Here is a 15,596-nt window from a genome sequence, read left to right as displayed (position 1 = left end):
ACGTCATCCCATCAGCTGTCCAGCCTCCTCACGACCAGCGGGCGCACGGTCTGCCGCAAGACCTTGAAGGCCCGATGAGTGGAGTGCTGACCCGCCAGCCGCTACCGGAGCCATCCTGCACCAGCAGGCTGACAGAACCCATTAGCCTCTGTCTCCCTTGAGGGACGCCCGTTCCGGGCGGAAAATCGGGGGTGGTCGCTGTTCGCTGACGCCGTCTTCACCTTGGTCTTCGAGGTCGACCATTAGCCGGGCGCGGGGAGCCAGCTCACGGGCCCTTCAGTGTTGCTGCGAGCACGAGGATTAGATTTCTCCACCTGTCCCTATGGTTCCTGCGGGCAGCGGCCACCTTTCCCCTGCGAGTGCGAGGAGGGCGTGGTGCTGACCGAGACGCAGGACAACGAAGAGATCATCGAGCGGGTCGCGGCGCTGGACATCGGCAAGGCGGAGTTGGTGTGCTGCGCGCGGGTACCCGGCCAGGGCCCGTCAGGTAGGCGGATGCAGGAGGTGACGACCTACGCCACGATGACCCGTTCGCTGCTGGGCATGGCCGAGCGGTTGGCCGCGCTCGGGGTCACCCGGGTGGTCATGGAGGCAACCTCGGACTACTGGAAGCCGGTGTTTACCTGCTGGAGGCCCACGGATTCGACACCTGGCTGGTCAACGCCAAGGACGTCAAACACCTACCGGGCCGGCCGAAGACCGACAAACTCGACGCGGTGTGGTTGTGCAAGGTCACCGAGCGGCAGATGATCCGCCCCAGCTTCGTCCCACCGCCACCGATCCGCAAGCTACGGGATCTGACCCGATACCGGGCCGACCTGGTGGCGGTGCGCACCGCGGAGAAACAGCGGGTGGAGAAGCTCCTCGAAGACGCGCAGATCAAACTCAGCGTGGTCGCCTCGGACATCTTCGGGGTATCCGGCCGGGACATGCTGGCCGCGTTGGTCGCCGGCCAACGTGACCCGAAGGTGCTGGCGCAGATGGCGCGGCGCAGCATGCGAGCGAAGATCGCCCTGCTGGAGGAGGCGTTCACCGGCTACTTCACCGACCACCACGCGTTCCTGCTGCAACGGATGCTGGCGCGCGTCGACGCGATCAACGTCGACATCGCCGCTCTGGAGGCCAAAATCGAGGAACAGATGGCCCCTTTCATGGCGGCGGTGGCGAAGCTGGATGAGATTCCCGGCATCAACCCGGCCGCCGCGCACGTGATCCTCGCCGAGGTCGGACTGGACATGCACCGCTTCCCCACGGCCGGGCATCTGGTGTCCTGGGCCAAATTCGCCCCCGGCGTGAAGGAGTCCGCGGGCAAGAAGAAGGGTAAGAACGCCACCGGCCACGGCAACTCCTACCTGGCCCGGGTGCTGGGTAACGCCGCCGTGGCCGCCGGTAAGACCGACACCTTCCTCGGGGAACGCTACCGACGCATCGCCCGCCGCCGCGGTCGCAAGAAGGCCGTCGTCGCTATCGGCCGATCCCTCCTGGTCATCATCTGGCACCTGCTCTCAGACGACGACGCCCGCTTCCACGACCTCGGCGCCGACTTCTACACCACCCGCATCGACCCCGAACGCCGCAAACGAGGTCACGTCCGCCAGCTCGAAGCCCTCGGCTACACAGTCATCCTCCAATCGGCAGCCTGACCCAACACCCCACAACGTCACGGCCACAGTCCGGTCGAGGTGCCATGGGCTGATGCCGCCTGCGGTCGGACACCAATTTTCGGATTAGATGCGTGCGTATGTGGCAGCATCCTCGGCGTGCCGCATCCCGATGAACCAGCGCTCGTCGTCTACGTCGCAGAGAACTCCTCCGGAGTCGCGCTCGCCGTCTACGACGCGACCGACCCGGTCGGGGCCCGTGCCGCGCTGCAGGCCGCGGCGGCGGAGATCTCCCAGATTCGCCACCCGGACGAGCCGGAGTGGAGCCTGCCAAACTGGTGCGAGGTGCTCGACGACGATGGCGTACCCGTCCTGCACTTGGACATGAAAGACGAGATCCGGTACGCCGCCCTGATCGTCCGGATCATCCTCGACGCGTTGGCCGCCGCCGGGGTCGACGGAAAACTGGAACCCAAGCGGCAGCCGGAGGATCCGTTCGAATACGACCCGAGGGCCGCCCGGTTCACGGACATGGAACCGCTGTCCGAACTGGACGCGCGCGGGCTGCCACCCGGCTTCCCCGACGGTTTCCCGGTGCCGGAGGAGGCCACCCTCGTCCAGGCCGGGCGTTCCCGGGACGGTACGGGTGAACACGCGGCGTGGCGCCGGTCGACCGGCCCGTTCACCGGATACCTCGATCGGCTGCGCGCCTACGGCTGCACGTTCGGTGTCGTCCCCCGGCCGCTCACCGCCGACGGCACCGTCCGGTACACGCTGTGGCGGGACAGCGCCGGGGGAAGCGTGACGCTGTACCAGTCCGAGGCGCGGTCGACCCACTCGCCGCTGTACTGGTACGTCAGCGTCGTCTGGCAGCCGCAGGCCGAGCCGCCGGCCGTCGCCGTGGAGCCGGATGAGGCACCGGACACCCGGCCGGACCCGTCCGGGCCGGTCGCCGTCCGGGAGGTGGCAGAGTTCCTGCTGCCTTCCGAGCTCGTTCCCGGCTACGAGGCGGTGGCCGCCATCGCCACCGCCGGCCACGCACTCGAGCAACTGGTCAGCGCCCGGCCGGACCCGGCCGACCGGCGCCCGGCACCGGCCATAATCGCGGCCCGGTTCGCGCCGGTCCTCGGTCGGCTCGACCCCGGGCAGCTGACCATGGTGCGGCACACCTGCCTGACGATGGTCGCCAACCTGGTGGCCGTCGGGCGGCGTCCCCGCTCAGTCGGCCTGAACCTGGTCCCCGACGAGGACGGCCACCTCTACGCCGCGGATATCCGCGAACGCGCACCGGGTGTGGTGGCGCCGAAGCTCATACCGGTCCTGGAAACCGGCCTGGCGCTGGTCAAGGGCGGGCCGATGGTGGCCGAGGCGCTCTCCGGTGTCCCCGGCAGCGCGGTACGACCCCCGGCGGACCGGTACGTGTGGCTTTTTGCCGGCCTCGAGCCGGAGCAGTTGACCGCGGCACGGGACGCCTGCTGGCGGATCTTCGAGGATTGACCCGGCCGGTCAGCCGAACGGCGAGGATCGTCACCAGCACGGCGAGCGCGAGGGAGAACAGCGCGGCGCCGAGTAGCGTACGGGCGGTCAGCCCGACCTGCGGTAGCGCCAGGTGCCGGTGGCGGTGAGCGTGACCAGCGGTAAGAGCGGACGTCCCGCTCCTCAGAGCCGGCGGTGCGGCTTGGGGCACTCTGACCGCGCCAGCAACTCGATCAACCGCTTGCCGTCGATCCGTACGATGCGGCTCGACTCACCAGTCCCGTAGGCGCACGCTGCAGCAGACGCGACCTGAACCGCGCCGAGCGCGCTCGCTCGGCGGCAGTTGAGTGCGCCACATGCATTGGCAAGACGATGGTCGTACCCCGCGGAGCGCTGTCCCGGACGGTCAACCCGGAGAACTGATCTTCTCCGCCTCAATCGTCATAATCACGCGAGTCTGATCACGGCCACCGAACCACGGATAGGGGCGGCCGAGGTACTTCTGGGACAGGCGGTCGATGTGCTCGACGGCGCCGTGCTCGGTCAGGTCGAGGACCCGGCCCCGTACCGCGATGTAGCGACTCGGGTCCTCCGGGTCGGCGATCGCTACCGCGACGCGCGGGTCACGTACGACGTTGCGCACCTTCTGAAAACCCTGAACGGTGTTGATGACGATGTGCTTGCCGTCGGTGTCCACCCAGGTCTCGCTGATCTGAGGTGACCCATCCGGCATGAGTGTCGTGATGAAGCAGATGCTGGGCCCATGGAGCAGGTCGACCAGGTCCTCGGGTAGATCCACGATCCGACACTACGCCGCACCCAGCGCCGCCTGGTCGACAGGCCCGCATACACGAAGCCGCCGGCCCGGGAGGACGCGCAGAATCGTCATCATGGAGCCCATACGCGAGGCCTCGACCCTTGATGAGTTGGTGCGCTTCGCGACGCAACTGCCGCCCGAGCAGGCGCGGAAGCTGCTCGCGAGCGCGCATCCCGCGCCGCTCAAACCCGAAGACGGTGCTGGGGTAGCGCCACCTGCCCTGGTCTACGCGTCCTGGGCCCAGTACCTTACGGACACCACAGCAGAGGAACGCCAGACGTGGTGTCGGCTGAAGGCACGCGCAGCGAACCGGACGAGGCTCATGTCCGGGCCACCAGACTGCAGGATCACCGCCGCGGACATCTGGAACGTTCTTCAGGCCGCTGAAGGGCGCTGCGAGCACTGCGGCTCCCTCGCCCTCGAACATCGGCCGTCGGGCGCCGACGGGCGGCCGGCACCGTGGGCGCTCGTTGGTCGACGCATCGGCTCCCTCGGCCACCGGCTCGCCCGCTTCAACGACGGTTCTAACAACATCGCAAACCTGTGCTGGTCATGCCTGTGGTGCAACACTTGGCCAGCCGAACGACACCCCGGCGCAACAGACCACGGCGGGCACCAACCGACGGCGTGAATGCTATCGGCGAGTAGACCACAACACCCTTTCGCCCACATCCCTAACCACGGCCCGATCGGGTGAGACAGGCGCTGTGTCCGAGCCTCCGGCGCTTCGGTCGGGCAAAAGCTCGCACATCGGCTATGAGCGGATGCTCGTTCCTACGATCTTTTGGCAACGATCTCCACGAGGTTGCTGTCGGTCGCGCAGCAAGGCGTTGCGGTTGTTGCCCGTGTCGTGCGGTGGCTGGATCGAAGGAACGCCAGTCGCAGTCAGCCGACCGTATGCCGCGTCGACGTCATCGGTCCGCGAATGACCGGTCCGGCCCCGGCCCATGCCTCGACCGACTCGAAGTCAGGAGGGCTCGGGAGATCGCCCTGCTGTTCGCGGCGCCGTTGCCAGGTCACGCGGGGTCGGTCTGCGTGAGCAGCGCTTCATAGTAGGGCTTCATCGCCGGGTAGTAGTCGTCGAAGGTCGGTGTCGGCAGGTTGTCCCGTGATGCCACCAACATGTCCAGGTAGTACTCCCAGCCGGGGCCGTAAGCGCTGATGTCGTCGGTGGGGTCGAGGTGGTGCACGAGCTGCAGCTCGGTCAGCCCGTCGGTGTGCGATAGCTGCAGCTCGATTCGCATGTCGCCGGACTCGTTGGACAGCACGAGTCGCCGGGGTGGGTCGCATACGTCGATCCGCTTGTCGAGCCACGGTGCCGACTCCTCGAAGCCCATCTGCACTTTGATCATGCGGCCGGGGGCGGCGTCGCCCTTCCATGCTCCGAACCATCGGACGGTGCGGTCGGGTTCGGTGACGCTGGCCCATACGTCCTGGATGGGTGCGCGGAAGGTGCGGCTGACGACGAGTTGGTTGCCGTTTGCGGTCGGGGCGAGCCGGCCGTTGGGTTGGTTGGTCATGCGGTGTTCTCCTGTCGTTGATCTGTCGTGTCATGTCGGTGGCGTTCGCGTCGGGTGCGGTAGACCTCGGTCTCTAGCGCGTCGAGGCGACGCTGCCAGCTGACGGTCAGGGCGAATTGGTCGAGCCACTCGATCAGGTCGGCCAGCCGCGTCGCGTCGAGCTGGTAGACGCGTTGGCGGCCGATGAGGGTGTCGCGGACCAGGCCACTTTCCCGCAGTACCCGCAGGTGTCGGCTGACGGCGGGTCGGCTGATCGTGAAATGGTCGGCGATCTGCCCTGCGGGGAGTCTCTGCTCGCGCAGCATCACGAGGATGTCTCGCCGGACCGGGTCGGCGATCGCTGCCGCCACGTCGTCCACTGTAAAAGCGTGCTGCGTTGCGCGCGGATCGCGGCTACCTGTTGACTGGTGGTACGACCGCAGCCCGGCCAGGCTTGGTCGAGGTGACCGGTGGGGTCGCTCTCATCGCGGCTGCCCACCGCTGTTTGGTGTGGCTCTCATCTGGCGTGCGCCCCGCCGGTCACCGCGGCGGAGAGAGGCTCAAGAGGGGACTGCCCGGCTCAAGGTAGCGCTGCCCTCCCGTCGACGAACACCGTCGGATCGAGGGAGGACAGGATGGCTCAGGTCATCATCGGCGTGGACCCGCACAAGCGTTCCGCCACCATCGAAATCATCAACGCCCGGGAGAAGACGGTCGGGCAGGGCCGGTTCGGCACCGACCGCGACGGCTACCAGGCCATGCTCGCCGCCGGACGCAAGCACAAAGACCGCCTGTGGGCGGTCGAGGGCTGCAACGGCATCGGGCGGCATGTCGCGCAACGCCTGGTCTCCGACGGCGAAACCGTCGTGGACGTTCCCGCGAAGCTGTCCGCCCGGGCCCGCGTGTTCGCCACCGGCCAGGGCCGCAAGACCGACCCGGTCGATGCCCGCAGCGTCGCTGTGGTCGCCCTGCGCACCGAAGGTCTGCGGCAGGTCGTCACCGACGACACCACGGTCGCGTTACGGCTGCTGGTCGACCGCCGTGACCAGCTCGGCCGGGCCCGCACCGAAGTGGTCTCCCGGCTGCACCACCTGCTACTCGAGTTGGTGCCCGGCGGCGCGAAGAAGGACCTGTCCGCCCAGCAGGCCCGCGCCCTGCTGGGCACCGTGCGCCCGCGTGACGTGGTCGGCAAGACCCGCCGCCGGCTGGCCTCCGAGCTGATCGGCGAACTCGTCGTCATCGACAAGAAGATCAAAATCGCAAAGCAGGAACTCACCGACCTGGTCAACAGCACCGGCAGCCGGCTGATGAATTTGACCGGCATCGGACCGTCCGGCGCGGCCCGCCTGCTCGGCGACATCGCAGACATCGCCCGGTTCCCCAGCCGCGCCCACTTCGCCTCCTGGAACGGCACCGCACTGATCGACGCCTCGTCCGGTGACCAGAACCGGCACCGGCTCTCCAGGGCCGGGAACCGGCGCATCAACCGGGCGCTGCACATCATGGCCATCGTCCAGCTACGCCGTGACACCGAAGGGCGCCGCTACTACCGGCGCAGACTGGCGGCGGGCAAGACCCCGATGGAGGCCCTACGGGCGCTGAAGCGGCGCCTGTCCGACATCGTCTACCGGCAGATGATGGCCGACGCGAAGCTGGTCAGGACGGGTCCGGGGCGCTTGTCGATACGCGACGTCGGGCACGTTCGGTCGTACCTACCTGGGCACGTTCACCTGTACGCCGACAGAAGCGGCCGCGCGGGTCGGGCCAGACGATCTGCTGCCTGCGCGTCCGCTCGTCGCGTGAGCGGGCGCAGGCGGTGCCCGGATACGGGTGGGTGGTGGCGGGTCCGTCGATGATGACGGCGTCGTGGTCGGCCATGACGTCGCTGACACGCTGGCCGTGGCCGAACCGCTCGGCCCTGTCGTAGACGCGGCCGGCGGGGTCGTGCGCAGCGCCTGCGACGTGGCCGTCCAGCCCGGCGGTGAGCAGTTCCGGGTGGTTGTGGGGCGGTGAGGCCGACGGTTAGGCGTACGCGCTGCCCTGGTCGGGGTCGTCGGCGGGCGGGATGGCGAGGGTGACTGCCCAGCCGATCCGGTCGATCATCTTGTTCTGGCGGCGCATGAGGTCGCGCGTGCCGGCCACGTGTCAGCTCCCTGCGGTGGGGTGGGGGCCGGAGGGCTGCGGCGGGTCGACCTCGACGAACCCGAAGAGGCGTTCGATGAGTTGCAGCGCCTGCGTGCGGTAGCGGTCGGCGAAGCCGCGGCAGATCGCTGGTTTGGCGTCGGGGTTCCTGTAGTCGGGGAGCGTGTCGTGGCAGACGATGAACGACTCCCGGTTCCGGGCTTCGGTGACGAGGTCGCGCAGCCGGCCGGGGGCGAGATGCATCCGATTGCCGGGGGCGAGGATGCAGGTGTCGCATTGCTGTGACAGCAGCCGCGACTTGCCGAGGACCGGGTCGCCGACGCTGAGGTCGGTGGTGCCGGCGGGCTCGTCGTCGCAGTTGAGGTGGGGTACAGGTTCCATGATGTCTCCCTGCGGGCGGCAGGAGGCGCCGCCGACGGCGACGTCCCCTGTGGGTCGGTGTGGGGTTCAGGTGTCGCGGTGGGCGGGCCGTTGCCGGTAGCGGGCTCGATTCAGCCGGTGCCTCGTACCGTCCGCCGTTCGCGGGCGATCGGTGAGGGGCGCGGCCGCCGGTAGATCGGTGATGCCGCCAGCGCCGGCCGCTCCGAGGTGTCGGCTGGGCCGGTCCTGCCGGATGGGTCAGCCCGCGGTCGTCGTCGACCACGGTCTGGTGAGGGCCACCCGAGCGGCGATCGTGCCCCCGTGCTTCGCAGTCCGGTTCCCGGTGTGCTGGTCGGGTGTCGGCGCCCACGGTCGCATGTCGGCGGGCGGGCGGTCAGGATGCCGCGTGTCGTCCTTTTGTGGAGCGGGTCAGCTGTCGTGCGTAGCGGGCGGATGGACGTCGACGACGAGGCGGTCGACGGGCGGCCAGCCGTCCGCTTCGGCCTGCCATGCCTGGGCGTCGTCGACGCTGGTGAAGGGGCCGACGACGGCGAGTTGAGCGCGGTCGCGGTCGAGCAGGACCAGGGCGGCGCTCGCCGTGGCTGGTGCGATGGCGCGGGCGGTTGCCGCGATGTCGGGAGGGATGGTCAGCCACTCGTCAGGGCTGATCGCCGATTGGTCGGGGTGGTGCAGGGCGGCGGGTGTGGTGGCGGCGACGTCGGCGTGGTGCAGGGCCAGGTGGGGGGCGTAGTCGGCGGCGGCGGCGCGGCCCGGGATGGGGCCGTGCACCGACAGGGCGGCGGTGGTGGTGACGGCGAGCAGGGCGTGGGGGTGACGGTCTTCGACGGTGTCGAGCAGGGCGACGCTGAACGCGTCGCGGCTGCCGATGTCGATCAGCGTGATCATGGCGGGTCGTCCGGTCTCGGCGTCATCCCAGCCGACCATCTCGAAGTGGTCGCTGGCAAGGGTCAGGAAGCGCTGGTAGGCGCGGTTGGTGGTGTCGAAGGGGTATCCGGTGTCCGGCATGTGTGGTTCTCCTGGGTAGGGGTTCGAGGTTGTGCCGTGGCCGGCGGGGCGTCGCAGGGGATGCTCCGGGCAGGGTCAGGCGGCGCGGGCCGTCGGCTGCGGCCGGGTGGGCCGGAACCAGCCGGTGAACCGGCAGGTGGGGGCGGTGACGCGTGCCCGCCCTCGGGCGAGCAGTCCGGGTCGGGTCGCGGCCCGGCAGGCGCGGTGGGCGTCGCGTGCGGGCGGGCATGGGTAGGTCTGGCCGGTGCAGCGCAGGTTGGCGCAGCGTCCGCGTGCGTCGGGGTGGGGTTGGTGGGCGGCGGCGACGTCGGTGGCGAGCAGCCACAGCAGGACGTCGGTGACGGTGCCGGGTATCGATCGGCGGTGCGGCATCCGGTTCTCCCTTCAGGGGTCGGAGTCGGGTGGCCGCCGCCGGGGCCAGCGGTGTGGGGATGCCGCTGTCGGGTTCGCCAGGGCGGCGGCCGGGTGCAGTGACGCTCGACTTTCCGTTTCGATCAAGTCGTCGTCCCGCCACCTGCGGCAATCGAGGTGGCGGGGTCGTCGCGGTGGATGAGGAAGCAGTCTGGCGCGGCGGGGTCGTCGTGCCGGTAGTCCTCGAGGTGGGCGTCGTAGTGGGCGGGCTGGCCGCAGTGCCGGCACTGCATCGGCGCGGCGTGGTCGGGCTCCTGCCCGCCGGGGTCGTAGGCGGTGGTGTGGTCGTGCGCGGGAAAGCGGCAGGAGCCGTGGGTGCAGAACGGGCGTCCGGGGGTGCGTAGCCGGGCGACGACCAGGCCTTGCACCGCGGTGGTGAGGTCGGTGCTGTCCTGGGTGCCGTCGTAGGGGACGCCGGCGGCGATGAGGTAGTCGTTGGCGTCGACGTAGCGGTGCAGGTCGGCGAACGAGCCGACCCCTGCGGGCACGAGTCCCTCGCTGATGTCGGCGTCGATCGCGGCGACGATGAGTTCGGCGTAGCGGCGAACCTGGCCGGTTCGGGCCGCGGTGGACGCTGGGGTGTGGTGGGCCAGCCAGATGCGGGCCAGAGCCCGCAGGTGGCTGATCTGGGTGGCGCGCTGGGCGGTCAGGGCGTCCAGGCGCGGCCCGAGGGCCTGCAGCACGCTGAGCGGGTTGAGGGTGGGTGCCGGTTCGCCGGGGCCGGCGGCCATGGCGCGGTGGACCTCGTCGAGGTGCGCGCCGATCGCGTCGGCGCAGCGGGCGAGGTCGGCCTCGGTGCCGGCCAGGGCGTGGCAGGCGTCGGTGATCGCCGCGGCGATCACCGCCACCGCGCCGCTGCTTCGTTGGGCGGCGGTGATCGCGTCGTCGGTGATCGTGTGCCCGGTGTATGTGCGGACAGGATGTTCGATCACGGGAGTGGTTTCCTCACGGCGGTGGCTGGCTTGGTGGGTCGGCGGTGGCGGGTCATCGAAGGTCGGCTGGTTCGTCGGCGGAGGTGTCGAGGTCGCCGGGGGTGGCGTCGGCGCGGGTGGCGGCGTCCCAGTCGGCGTGGCTGTCGCGGCCCGTGCGGGTGAGGGCGGTGTCGAGGGCGTCCTCGGCGGCGTCGAAGGCGTCTTCCCGGTTGGTGGCGGTGATCTCGATCAGTACGGGGACGGTGAGGCGGACGTGCCAGTGGCGGGGCAGTCCGGGTAGGTCCAGGGCGTGCAGGATCCGGTCGGCGGCGTCGGCGTCGATGTGGTGCTCGCTGGCTGCCTCGCGCAGCGTCTGCCACACCCGCTGCCGCAGGCGCGCCGCTGGCTCTGCGTCGGGCGGAGGCGGCGTGGGCGGGGCGGTGCGCTGGGCGCGTAGGTGGTCGTGGATGCGGGTGGTGGTGTGGGTGAGCCAGCCCAGCGGTGCGGGCTGGCCGGGGTGGAAGGCGTCCCAGGCGTCGCGGAGAACGGACTCCAGGGTCACCGGTTCCGGTTTTGAGTGGGGTGTGGACATGCGGGTCTCCAAGGGCGGACGCCGGCCCGCCGCCCGGTTCTTTGGGTCGGCGGGGCCGGCGTGCGGGGCGGGCTGTCAGTGCTGGTGGTCGCGGGTGTGGGCGAGGCGCACCTGGTAGGTGTCGGCGGTGACGGTCAGGTGCAGCCACCGGTAGCCGCGGCCGTGGCCGGCGCGCATGGCATCGATCAGCGGGCTGGGTTGTTCGGTGAGGTGCAGGTGTTCGGCGAAGTCGTCTCCGCCCAGGTCCGGGTCCCGGCGGTGGCCGTGGGTGTCGGGGTTCCAGCCGTGGGCGTAGACGACGAGGCTGGAACCGGGGCGGTGCGGGTCGTCGAGGTGGGGCAGGCCGCTGGACATGAGGTAGACGCCGTGGTCGTGGACCCACACCAGCGCGCCGGGACAGGCGATGCCGTCGGTGTGCTCGGTGAAGGACGGTGTGTGCGAGGCGCTGGTGACGGCGTGTTCGGCGAGCCGTAGCGTGTCTGCCAGGTCGAAGTAGAGGTGCAGTGCCATCGGGTTTCCTTGGTCGTATTGGGGCGCCGCCGCGGACCGGGCCGGCGGCCGGGCCGTGCTGCGCGTCCTGCGGGTTTTCGGGTGCCGCACTGCCGGGTGGGTGGCGGCGCGGGTCAGGCCGCCGCGGCGGCTGTGGCTACGGGGTGGGGCTGTCGGTGCTGGGCCAGTCGTTGAGGGCGGTGGGTGGGACGCCGTGGCGCAGGGCTTGGTCGATGAGGTGGGCGAGGCGGTAGTGGGGGTCGGCGGCGAAGGCCCGGTCGAGGGCGACGGAGGCGAGGGCGCCGTGCCCCAGCCGCCAGGCGGTGAAGGCGAGCAGGCTCGCGGGGGCGGCGGCCAGGGCGGGGTCGACGCGGCGGGTCAGGTCGGTCCACAGGGCGAGGTGGCTGGGCTCGGTGCCGGTGGCCTGCCCGGCGATGTCGCGGACGGCGACTTCAGTCAGCAGGACGGACAGCCAGGCCGCCTCGTCGTCGGTGAGCACGGCGTCGGCGGCGTAGCGGGCGAGCGCGTCGTCGACGGCGGTGCGGCCGGTGCGGATGAGCGCTGCCCGCCCGGCTGCGGCACGGACGGTGAGGCGGCGTTGCTGTGCCCGTGCGGTGGCTGCGGCCACGGCGGCGCCGGCGGTGGGGGCGATGCTGGCGACGAGGGCGGCCCGGTCCGGCAGGGCGGTCTGCCCGGCGACGACGGCGTGCACGGCGGTGGCGCTGGAGGCGGGGTCGAAGGGAACTCCGTCGGGCGGGCAGCAGCGCGGATCTGCGCAAAGGTAGGAGTGGTAGCGGCCGTCGGTGACCCGCAGCGCGTCGTGGACGGTGATGCCGGCGGCGTGCAGGTGTCGGGTGAGGGCGTCGATGACCGGGGTGACCGTGGTGGCGGGTCCGTAGCCGATGAGGATCGCGGCGGTGGCGTCAACGTTGCGCAGCATCGCCCGGTACCGGGTTGCGGCATTGCCCGTCCATTCGCTCCGGTCGGCGGGTTGGGGGAGGTCGGCGCGGCCGGCCACGGTGACTCGGTTGCCGGTGAGGCCGACGATGACGAGGCTGTCGGCGGGGTGGAAGCCGAGCAGGTAGGGCACGGCGGCGAGCAGGTCGCCGGGTGAGGCCAGCGACAGCCGGGTCTGGTGGTCTTCGTGCACGGGGCAACTCCTTTGTGACAAGAGGCTCCGCAGCCCGGGATCGGGGCGCGGAGCCGGCGGATGTGTGGCATGAGTGCGGGCGTCGGCGAGGTGTGGCCGGTCAGCTGCGGGTGTCGTGACGGGTGCTGGCGCCGAGGCCGAGGCGGGCGCCGATGGCCGGGCCGCGGTGGACGGCGGCGACGGCGGTGGGCAGGTGGCGGCGTTGCCAGCCGTGCAGGGCCGCGTCGAGGTCGGCGTCGTAGCGGCGGCGTTGGGTGAGGGCCGCGACGAGGCCGGCTGCCTGTTCGATGCCGTTGTTCGCGCCGCGGGCGGTGTGGGGGCGTACGGGTGCGAGGGCGTCGCCGAGCAGCACGGCGTGGCCGCGTCCGACGGGCCAGACCATGCGGGTGGGTGGGTCGATGTCCATCACGGGCACGGCCATGCGGGTGTCGGTGGCGTGCACGGTGGCGGCGTGCTCGGCCGGCAGGAGCCGCTGGGCGTGGGTGTCGACGTGGGCGCGGGCGGCGGGGCTGACGTGCTGTGGGAGGGCGAACGCCCGGCGGTTGGGTGGGGCGCCGAATCGGTCGGTGTATTCGGCGGGGCTGGCGTTGAGGTAGAGGGTCCAGTCCAGGCCGTCGGGGACCGGGGCGACGTTGTACTGGCAGCCGGGGCCGGGTTCGAGGCGCAGGAAGTCCCGCTGCGGCGTGTGCGGTGTGGGGGCGTGGCCGCGGTGGGCGACGTAGCCGGCGTAGCGCAGTCGCCGGTCCGGGTCGAGCAGCCGCCTGCCTGCCGAGGACCGCCCGTCGGTGAACACCACCAGGTCACAGCCGGCGGTGTGGCCGTCGCTGAAGTGCAGCCGAGGCTGTCCGGCGGGGGCGTCGAGGCCGGTGGCGCGGTGCGAGGTGTGCAGCAGCCCTGCGGGCAGGCGGCGGGCAAGGGCGGCGTGCAGCAGGGTCCAGGTGGTGTTGCGGCCCGGGTAGACCCGCCGCAGCCCGGCGGCCGGGCGCCGGTGGCGGACGGGGATCTGCCAGATGGTTTCCGAGTCGTGGGCGACGAACTCGTCCTGGCCGATGCCGAGGCGGTCCAGCACGTCCAGGGCGGCGTGTTCGAGACCGATCAGGCCGCCGGCGAGGTTGGCGGTGGCGGGCGCGGCTTCGTAGACGGCGACGTTGTCGAAGCCGGCGTCAAGTAGCAGGAGCGCGGCGACGGGGCCGGTGAGGGAGCCGCCGACCACGGCGATCCTCGGCTGGCGGCTTGTGCCCGGCGCGCCGGTGGCGGGGCGGACAGGGCAGGTGTGGGTCACGGGGGTTCCCTTCGAGCTGTGGGAACCCGGGAACGGCCTCATCGGCCGTGCCCGGGTGTGCGCGGGGTGCGCGGTGGCCGGGCGACGGCCAAGTGGCGGTGCGAGCAGGACAAGCGCGGGAGAAGCAGGGCCTCTCACCGCGACGGAGAAGTGGTGATCAGAGCGGGTCGGTGTCGCCGCTGCGGCGGCGGAGACGCCAGCGGTGGGGCTGGCTGGCGGCTGGTTCAGGCCTGTTCGAGGGCGGTGGTGGCGGCCTCGGCGATGTGGCCGATGGCCTGCACCGGGTCGGACACCAGCAGCGTGGTGGTGTCGGCGAAGGTGTGCCCGTCGAGGTCGGCGGGGCGCAGCCACAGCACCGGGCAACCCGCGCGGTGCAGGGTGGTGATGAGCCGCTGGGCGGGGTCGATGTCGGGCAGGTCGCCGTCGGAGACGACGGCGAGCATCCGCAACCTGCCGGGCTGGCGCAGCTGCAGCACCTCGTCGGCGAGTTTCACCGCGTCGGTGAACGCTGTGCTGCCGCCGTCGGCGGCAAGTTCCAGCACGTGGGTAGGGCGTTGCCGGGGTCCGACGAGCAGGGTGACGTCGCCGCCGAAGGCGATCGTGGCCGTGATGGCCTGATTACTGAGGGCAGCGTGGGCGAGGACCCACCCGGCCGAGGACATGGGCGCGGCGTAGGGGTGCATCGAGAAAGAGGCGTCGACGATGACGCCCAGGTGCAGGGTCGGCTTCGCCGGCGGAAGCTGGCGGCGGCGCTGCCACGGCGTGGCGGTGGGCATGGTGCCGGCGGCGATCTGCGCCTGGGCGGTGATCGCGTGGCGGGTGCGCAGCCGGCCCGGTGGGACCGTGCTGGGGCGGGCGGCGGGTTCGGGCTGGTGCGTGCGGGCACGGCGCAGCCTTGCGGCGAGGGTGCGGGCGGCGGCGCGTTCGGCGTCGGTGGGGTCGCGGCGGGTCCACGTCGTGGGTGCCGAGTGCCGGACGGTGATCTGCTGATCGCGGTACTGCGCCGGGCTCAGGCCGGCGGTGTGGGCGAGGTAGTCCGCGAGGGCCTGGGCGAGAATGCCGGCGAACACGCCTGCGTCCGCCACGGGCGGGTGCGGCTGCCGGTGTGGGTCGATGCCGAGGATGCGGCACCACCGCCACGCGAGGTCGACCATCTGCTCGGCATCGGTGTCCTCGGCCAGGTGCGCCTGTCGCCACACATCGCGTAGCTGCAGGAGCCGCTTGCGGCCGAGGACACCGGTGACGGCGGCGCGAACGCCCTTGATGTCCTTGGCGGTGATGATCCGGGCATCGACCCGGGCCAGGAGGAGCCCGGCGAGGTGCGCGGCGTGCCACGCGTCGTCGACAGGAGCGTCAGTGGGGTCGAGGAGGGTGGTGACGGTGTGGCGCAGCCACCGGCGGTCGCCGCGCCGTCTGCCGCGCTGCCGGTTCTCGGCGCGGGACTCCTCCAGAAGGTCTGCGACGTGGGCGACGACCGGTGGAGTGCCAGGCGGTGCGGTCCACTGGCTGTGGGCGGCGTGCGCGGCTTCGTGCACGAGCAGCCCATACGCGGTGGGAACCAGCTTCTTGTGGCCGGCGCGGCGGGGGTTGGCGACATCGGGGGCGCCGATGTGGGTGGCGTCGACCTCGATGCGGCGCGCGTCGGGGTAGAAGCAGGCCGGTGCGCCGCCGCCGGCGCCGGGGGCGACGGCGACGGTCAGGTCGGTGCGGCCGGTCAGGACCGGGACGTGCCGGGTCCAGGCGTCGCTCCATTCCCGCCAGTCCGGGTCGTACGCGGCGGGCGCGGCCGGGCCGTGCTGCAGGTGGCTGTGGGGATGAGGCATCAGTTCTCCTTCGGGGG

At 71.3% G+C, this 15,596-nt stretch carries 15 protein-coding genes and 2 pseudogenes; 4 read left to right on the top strand and 13 right to left on the bottom strand.

What is annotated here, in order from left to right:
- Nucleotides 1-378 precede the first annotated feature (378 nt).
- Nucleotides 379-1,643: pseudogene (locus AC1WTP_RS29775) on the top strand (IS110 family RNA-guided transposase).
- A 117-nt stretch (nt 1,644-1,760) separates the two neighbouring features.
- Nucleotides 1,761-3,098, top strand: a complete 1,338-nt coding sequence (locus AC1WTP_RS29770; protein ID WP_481652565.1) for a hypothetical protein — start codon at nt 1,761-1,763, stop codon at nt 3,096-3,098.
- Between the two features lie 385 nt (nt 3,099-3,483).
- Here the strand turns inward: AC1WTP_RS29770 and AC1WTP_RS29765 are convergent, their stop codons facing one another.
- Complete coding sequence (locus AC1WTP_RS29765) at nt 3,484-3,876, bottom strand: PPOX class F420-dependent oxidoreductase (protein WP_481652564.1); 393 nt, start codon at nt 3,874-3,876, stop codon at nt 3,484-3,486.
- 91 nt (nt 3,877-3,967) lie between these two features.
- Here AC1WTP_RS29765 and AC1WTP_RS29760 point away from each other — a divergent pair, with 91 nt between their 5' ends.
- Nucleotides 3,968-4,525 carry a hypothetical protein gene (locus AC1WTP_RS29760; protein WP_481652563.1) on the top strand — a complete coding sequence of 186 codons (558 nt, stop codon included), beginning with the start codon at nt 3,968-3,970 and terminating at the stop codon, nt 4,523-4,525.
- Nucleotides 4,526-4,910: 385 nt separating this feature from the next.
- Here the strand turns inward: AC1WTP_RS29760 and AC1WTP_RS29755 are convergent, their stop codons facing one another.
- Together AC1WTP_RS29755 and AC1WTP_RS29750 are read right to left on the bottom strand one after the other, a co-directional pair.
- The gene (locus AC1WTP_RS29755) at nt 4,911-5,414 is read right to left on the bottom strand and encodes an SRPBCC family protein (RefSeq protein ID WP_481652562.1); all 504 of its coding nucleotides are present in this window, start codon (nt 5,412-5,414) and stop codon (nt 4,911-4,913) included.
- Nucleotides 5,411-5,773, bottom strand: coding sequence for a metalloregulator ArsR/SmtB family transcription factor (locus tag AC1WTP_RS29750; RefSeq protein WP_481652561.1), 363 nt, complete (start codon nt 5,771-5,773; stop codon nt 5,411-5,413). The genes AC1WTP_RS29755 and AC1WTP_RS29750 overlap by 4 nt, the downstream gene beginning before the upstream one ends.
- Before the next feature lie 90 nt (nt 5,774-5,863).
- Here AC1WTP_RS29750 and AC1WTP_RS29745 point away from each other — a divergent pair, with 90 nt between their 5' ends.
- A complete protein-coding gene (locus AC1WTP_RS29745; RefSeq protein ID WP_481652560.1) occupies nt 5,864-7,249 on the top strand; it encodes an IS110 family RNA-guided transposase in 1,386 nt (461 codons plus the stop codon).
- Here the strand turns inward: AC1WTP_RS29745 and AC1WTP_RS29740 are convergent.
- From AC1WTP_RS29740 to AC1WTP_RS29695, 10 genes and pseudogenes are all read right to left on the bottom strand, one after another.
- Nucleotides 7,197-7,367: pseudogene (locus tag AC1WTP_RS29740) on the bottom strand (hypothetical protein); the annotation flags it as partial. The gene AC1WTP_RS29745 and the pseudogene AC1WTP_RS29740 overlap by 53 nt on opposite strands.
- A gap of 171 nt (nt 7,368-7,538) precedes the next feature.
- The gene (locus tag AC1WTP_RS29735) at nt 7,539-7,916 is read right to left on the bottom strand and encodes a hypothetical protein (protein ID WP_481652559.1); all 378 of its coding nucleotides are present in this window, start codon (nt 7,914-7,916) and stop codon (nt 7,539-7,541) included.
- 408 nt (nt 7,917-8,324) lie between these two features.
- Complete coding sequence (locus AC1WTP_RS29730) at nt 8,325-8,921, bottom strand: hypothetical protein (protein ID WP_481652558.1); 597 nt, start codon at nt 8,919-8,921, stop codon at nt 8,325-8,327.
- 75 nt (nt 8,922-8,996) lie between these two features.
- Nucleotides 8,997-9,293: a hypothetical protein gene (locus tag AC1WTP_RS29725; protein ID WP_481652557.1), complete on the bottom strand. Its 297-nt coding sequence runs from the start codon at nt 9,291-9,293 to the stop codon at nt 8,997-8,999.
- A 122-nt stretch (nt 9,294-9,415) separates the two neighbouring features.
- Nucleotides 9,416-10,264 carry a hypothetical protein gene (locus tag AC1WTP_RS29720; protein WP_481652556.1) on the bottom strand — a complete coding sequence of 283 codons (849 nt, stop codon included), beginning with the start codon at nt 10,262-10,264 and terminating at the stop codon, nt 9,416-9,418.
- A gap of 52 nt (nt 10,265-10,316) precedes the next feature.
- Complete coding sequence (locus tag AC1WTP_RS29715) at nt 10,317-10,835, bottom strand: hypothetical protein (protein ID WP_481652555.1); 519 nt, start codon at nt 10,833-10,835, stop codon at nt 10,317-10,319.
- A gap of 75 nt (nt 10,836-10,910) precedes the next feature.
- The gene (locus AC1WTP_RS29710) at nt 10,911-11,345 is read right to left on the bottom strand and encodes a DUF3085 domain-containing protein (protein ID WP_481652554.1); all 435 of its coding nucleotides are present in this window, start codon (nt 11,343-11,345) and stop codon (nt 10,911-10,913) included.
- 136 nt (nt 11,346-11,481) lie between these two features.
- Nucleotides 11,482-12,474, bottom strand: a complete 993-nt coding sequence (locus AC1WTP_RS29705; protein WP_481652553.1) for a DUF4192 domain-containing protein — start codon at nt 12,472-12,474, stop codon at nt 11,482-11,484.
- 100 nt (nt 12,475-12,574) lie between these two features.
- Nucleotides 12,575-13,756 carry a Rossmann-fold NAD(P)-binding domain-containing protein gene (locus tag AC1WTP_RS29700; protein ID WP_481652552.1) on the bottom strand — a complete coding sequence of 394 codons (1,182 nt, stop codon included), beginning with the start codon at nt 13,754-13,756 and terminating at the stop codon, nt 12,575-12,577.
- Between the two features lie 224 nt (nt 13,757-13,980).
- Nucleotides 13,981-15,579 carry a vWA domain-containing protein gene (locus AC1WTP_RS29695; RefSeq protein WP_481652551.1) on the bottom strand — a complete coding sequence of 533 codons (1,599 nt, stop codon included), beginning with the start codon at nt 15,577-15,579 and terminating at the stop codon, nt 13,981-13,983.
- Nucleotides 15,580-15,596 lie beyond the last annotated feature (17 nt).

Source organism: Micromonospora sp. R311, from assembly GCF_056780015.1.
Note: the sequence above shows the minus strand (reverse complement) of the source record. Positions and strands in the feature narration are given on the sequence as shown.

Bases quoted from the DNA above. Each gene is read 5' to 3' on its own strand.
- AC1WTP_RS29760 (WP_481652563.1), top strand. From the start codon at position 3,968: ATGGAGCCCATACGCGAGGCCTCGACCCTTGATGAGTTGGTGCGCTTC.
- AC1WTP_RS29755 (WP_481652562.1), bottom strand. From the start codon at position 5,414: ATGACCAACCAACCCAACGGCCGGCTCGCCCCGACCGCAAACGGCAAC.
- AC1WTP_RS29735 (WP_481652559.1), bottom strand. From the start codon at position 7,916: ATGGAACCTGTACCCCACCTCAACTGCGACGACGAGCCCGCCGGCACC.
- AC1WTP_RS29730 (WP_481652558.1), bottom strand. From the start codon at position 8,921: ATGCCGGACACCGGATACCCCTTCGACACCACCAACCGCGCCTACCAG.
- AC1WTP_RS29725 (WP_481652557.1), bottom strand. From the start codon at position 9,293: ATGCCGCACCGCCGATCGATACCCGGCACCGTCACCGACGTCCTGCTG.
- AC1WTP_RS29715 (WP_481652555.1), bottom strand. From the start codon at position 10,835: ATGTCCACACCCCACTCAAAACCGGAACCGGTGACCCTGGAGTCCGTT.
- AC1WTP_RS29710 (WP_481652554.1), bottom strand. From the start codon at position 11,345: ATGGCACTGCACCTCTACTTCGACCTGGCAGACACGCTACGGCTCGCC.
- AC1WTP_RS29695 (WP_481652551.1), bottom strand. From the start codon at position 15,579: ATGCCTCATCCCCACAGCCACCTGCAGCACGGCCCGGCCGCGCCCGCC.